This window comes from uncultured Gemella sp. (assembly GCF_963537375.1).
Lineage (GTDB): Bacteria > Bacillota > Bacilli > Staphylococcales > Gemellaceae > Gemella.
Map to the genome: position 1 here is coordinate 1 of NZ_CAUTDQ010000071.1, position 4,364 is coordinate 4,364.

At 29.0% G+C, this 4,364-nt stretch carries 4 protein-coding genes; all 4 read left to right on the forward strand.

What is annotated here, in order from left to right; genetic code table 11:
• Window positions 1-935 (forward strand): glucosaminidase domain-containing protein (locus tag RYK99_RS08720; RefSeq protein WP_314991840.1); only part of this gene is annotated, 935 nt, incomplete at its 5' end.
• Window positions 936-991: 56 nt separating this feature from the next.
• Complete coding sequence (locus tag RYK99_RS08725) at window positions 992-2,005, forward strand: glycosyltransferase family 2 protein (RefSeq protein WP_314991841.1); 1,014 nt, start codon at window positions 992-994, stop codon at window positions 2,003-2,005.
• Window positions 1,998-3,512, forward strand: a complete 1,515-nt coding sequence (locus RYK99_RS08730; protein WP_314991842.1) for a hypothetical protein — start codon at window positions 1,998-2,000, stop codon at window positions 3,510-3,512. The genes RYK99_RS08725 and RYK99_RS08730 overlap by 8 nt, the downstream gene beginning before the upstream one ends.
• Before the next feature lie 77 nt (window positions 3,513-3,589).
• Complete coding sequence (locus RYK99_RS08735; RefSeq protein ID WP_314991843.1) at window positions 3,590-4,270, forward strand: C39 family peptidase; 681 nt, start codon at window positions 3,590-3,592, stop codon at window positions 4,268-4,270.
• Window positions 4,271-4,364 lie beyond the last annotated feature (94 nt).

Below are 4,364 nucleotides of genomic sequence, written 5' to 3' on the forward strand. Positions count from 1 at the left end.
AGAAATATACAGGATATGGAAGAGATAATGCAGGAACACATAATTTTGTAAATGGAAAATACGCAAATGAAAATAAAGGAAGTAATAATACTACTTATACTGGATACTATAAAGTAACTGCATTATATATTCCAGTTTATGATGCTAATGGACGAATCTTATCTCATGTGTCAAGAGATACAATCTTATTTAGAGATAACAGATCTACTGCGAATGGAAGAATCCCTGTACAAGTGGCTGGAATTACAGGTTATGTAAATTCAGGGCAAGTTGCAGCTGTTAACTCTAGTACAACATTCATCCCTGATTATGTAAGTGATGGTAAATATGTATATCACAGATATTCAGCGTACAACAAGGTAATGGTTGCTTACCACAATACAAATATGCAAGTAGGAAAATCTTATTATTCTGCTGATGGAATTAACTTTGGATCATTTAAATTAGATCATCCTTTTCAATTTTCTAATTTAAAATCAAGATCTAACTATACTGCTGCAGACATCAATAGATTATATAGCTTGATGGGAGCTAATAATAGTAAACTTGCGGGGAAAGGTGCTACATTTAAGGCTGCTGAACAAAGATATGGAGTTAATGCTCTTTACTTAGTTGCTCATAGTGCTCTTGAGAGTGCATGGGGAAAAAGTCAAATAGCTAAAGATAAAAATAATTTCTTTGGTATTGCTGCATATGATAGCACACCATATACTTCTGCGACAAAATTTGATAATGTTGATAGTGGTATTTTAGGTGCTGCACGTTGGATTGATCGTAACTACCTAAGTAATACAGGATATCCAGCAAATGGTGCTTACTTAGGAAATAAAGCACGAGGAATGAATGTTAACTATGCAACAGCTCCGTATTGGGGAGAATCTATTGCAAGTATAATGTTCAGCGCTAATGAAAAATTAGGAAGAAAAGATAGATAAAAAAGGAAGTAGCTAGGTTATTTTAATCTAGCTTCCTTTTTGGTAAGGAGAAAATTATGTTAGTTTCGGTTGTAATTGGACTTTTAAATGAAGAAAAATTTTTACCAAGATTAATTGAAGATTTTAAAAATCAAACATACAATCATAATAATATCGAGCTTATCTTTATAGATGGAATGTCGAAGGATAATAGTTGGGCTATTCTGCAAGAGTTCAAAGAGAGTAATCATGATTTCTTTGATGTAGTTTTACTGAAAAATCCTAAGGTGATTTTATCTGCGGGAATGAATGTTGGTATTCGAGCTGCAAGGGGAGAATGTATACTTAAGGTAGATTGTCATTCACATATAACGGAGAATTTTATAGAAAATAATGTTAAAGTTATAGAAAGTGGAGAAGATGTTTGTGGAGGACCACGACCTAATATTATAGAAAATGAAGATGCTTTGAGTAAAACATTGTTACTAGTTGAAGAAAATATGTTTGGTAGTGGCATAGCTAACTATAGAAAAGAAACTTCTAAAAAATATGTAAGTTCTGTATTTCAAGGAATGTATCGAAAAGAAATTTTTGCTAAGATAGGTTTATTAGATGAACAAGTTGGACGTGTAGAAGATAATGAATTGCATTACAGAATTAGAAAAAATGGATACAAAATTCGATATAGCAATGATATATTATCTTACCAATATACTAGACCTACTGTAAAAAGAATGTTAAAACAAAAGTATTCTAATGGGTATTGGATTGGTAAAGTGAGTCATGTATACCCTAAGGCTTTCTCAATTTTCCACTTTGTACCTTTGGTCTTTGTCTTAGGTATAATCTTTAGTTTATTGATGTTACCATTAACGAAGATATTCGCAATACTTCTTGGAATTTCTTATACATTATTTACAGTTCTTGTTACTGTTATGACTATAATAAATAATAAGTTTAACACGACTTTATTATTAATTCCATTCTTACTATTCTTAGTTCATTTTAGCTATGGATGGGGAACTTTAGTAGGGTTAATAAAAGGATTTGGATGGAAGAAAGAATATAGCGTAGGAGATCGTAATGAGTAAACTTATAGATAAACTATTAAAATATTCATTTGCAGTATTAAGTTTTATAATTTTTATTATTTGTTTAGTAGGCGGTCTTTGTGTAAGTTATAGATATAAATTGGATGTTGTTAGATTAAATGTGTATATATTTATAGTTAGTGTAGTGTTTATAGTTGTAATATTAAAAATAATCACTTTAGTAGGTAAATTTATTAAGGACAGGTTTAAAGTGAATGCAAGAGTATATGTGTATTTAGTATCTCTTGTATTTATGTGTTTTCAAATATATTTAATTCATAGCTATTATTTTAATACGGGTTGGGATAGTGGAAGAGTTATTGATGCAGCATATCAACTATCTAAAAATATTAAACTACAAGAAAGTGCTAATGAATATTTTTCGTACTATCCAAATAATGTTTTAATAACTATATTATTTTCAAAAATCATCTCATTTTCTAACGTAATAGGATTAGAGGAGTATTCATATTTTATTATTTTAGTTGTTCAATCACTTATAAATATCGCTACAGGAATACTAATTTTTGAGATTATAGAAGATTTAACAAAGAGTAATAGTTTAGCGTTATTGGGTTACTTTATATATATTATTTTAATAGGATTATCACCATGGGTAAGTATTCCTTATTCTGATTCTATGGCACTTATTATCCCAATAATAATGTTTTATTTGTATATTAGGTTATGTAATGGATATTCAAAAATTATAAATACATTTTTGATAGTTTTTTTAGCGGTATTTGGATATATGTTGAAACCTCAAACGATAATTTTCTTTATTTCATGTGTAGTGGTTTCGATTTTATTTATTAAAAATTATAATTTAAAGAATATATTGAAAATTTTAATATTAGTTGTATTTTTATTTGGAATCAGTTATTCTTCGATTAAATATTTTTCTTCTGATGAAAATATGTCTTTAAATAGTGAATTAGAAATATCTTACGATCACTTTTTAAAAATGGGATTAAATAATTCAAATGATGGTGGATATTCTTCAAATGATGTAATGGATAGTGTATCTTATAAAACGAAAGAGGAAAGGGAAAAAGCTAATTTTAAAGTCATAAAAGAAAGATTAAAAGATTACGGAGTAATCGGTCTCTTTAACCATCAAGTAAAAAAAACATTAGTTAATTATAATGATGGAACTTTTGCTTGGAGTAGAGAGGGAACATTTTATTTAAATATCCAAGAGAAAAATCAGGGTGTATTTAGTAGTATAAGAAATTTTTACTATGAAAATGGAAAGTTTCATTTTATATTTAAATATGTTACTCAAGGTATTTGGTTATTTGTATTATTCTGTTTATCGTTAAATGGATTTTTAAAGATGAAATATTTGAATAATAATGTTAGAGTACTTTATCTAGCATTAATAGGACTATTTATTTTTGAATCTATTTTTGAGGCGAGAGCAAGGTATTTATATACATATGTCCCAATATTTATTGTTACAGCAATATTAGGATTAAAAGCATTGATAGATAAAATTAATAAGTAAGTTTAGTGTTTGTTTTTGTTAGTTAAAAATAGTATAATTATAAATAAATTTAGACGAAAGTAGGAGATGACAGGTTTATGAAGAAAAGATTAAGTATGATTCTTGTTGGTAGTTTATTGTTGACTAGTTTTAGTGATGTTAAAGCAGATTTACTAAAAGAACAAAGGGACAAAGTGGAGTCTTTTACTTCGGAAGACAGTATAATGAATAATACTACAGGTAAAGAATCTGTGAAACCTGTGAAACTTCCGCAGTATTATCAGGCGGATGCTAGATGGGGATCTAAGAGATATGGTATTTCTAATATGAAAATATCAGGATGTGTTCCCACATCTTTATCTATGGTATTATCAGTATTGAAAGAAGAGGTTACACCTGTGCAGGTTGCTGATTATATTTATAATACGTCTACAGAAATGAATACTATGTTTGTAGGAACTTCTAGTGATGGAGCAGCTGCAGCAATTGAGCACTGGGGATGTAATTATCGTGTAATTAACTCTAAGGAAGATTTAAAGGCGGAATTGAAAAAAGGTAATATTATTTTTGGTTCTGTTGGTCATGGACTTTTTGTAAAAGGAAATGGTACACATGCAATTATCTTAAGCGGATATCAAAATGGAAAAGTTCATGCAATAGATCCAGATAATCAAGAAAAAACTAACAAATGGTATAGTATCGATGAAATTTGGAGTCAACGTAGTATGGCTCCAGAAGATAATTCAGTTGGTGGACCGTTTATGGTAATATCTAAATAAAAGAAATGAGTGTCTAAGTAATATTTAGGCACTCATTTTTGGCTCTTTGTCAAATTCGGGGCATGGAGAAAAATAGGAAATAAGATCTAGGCAG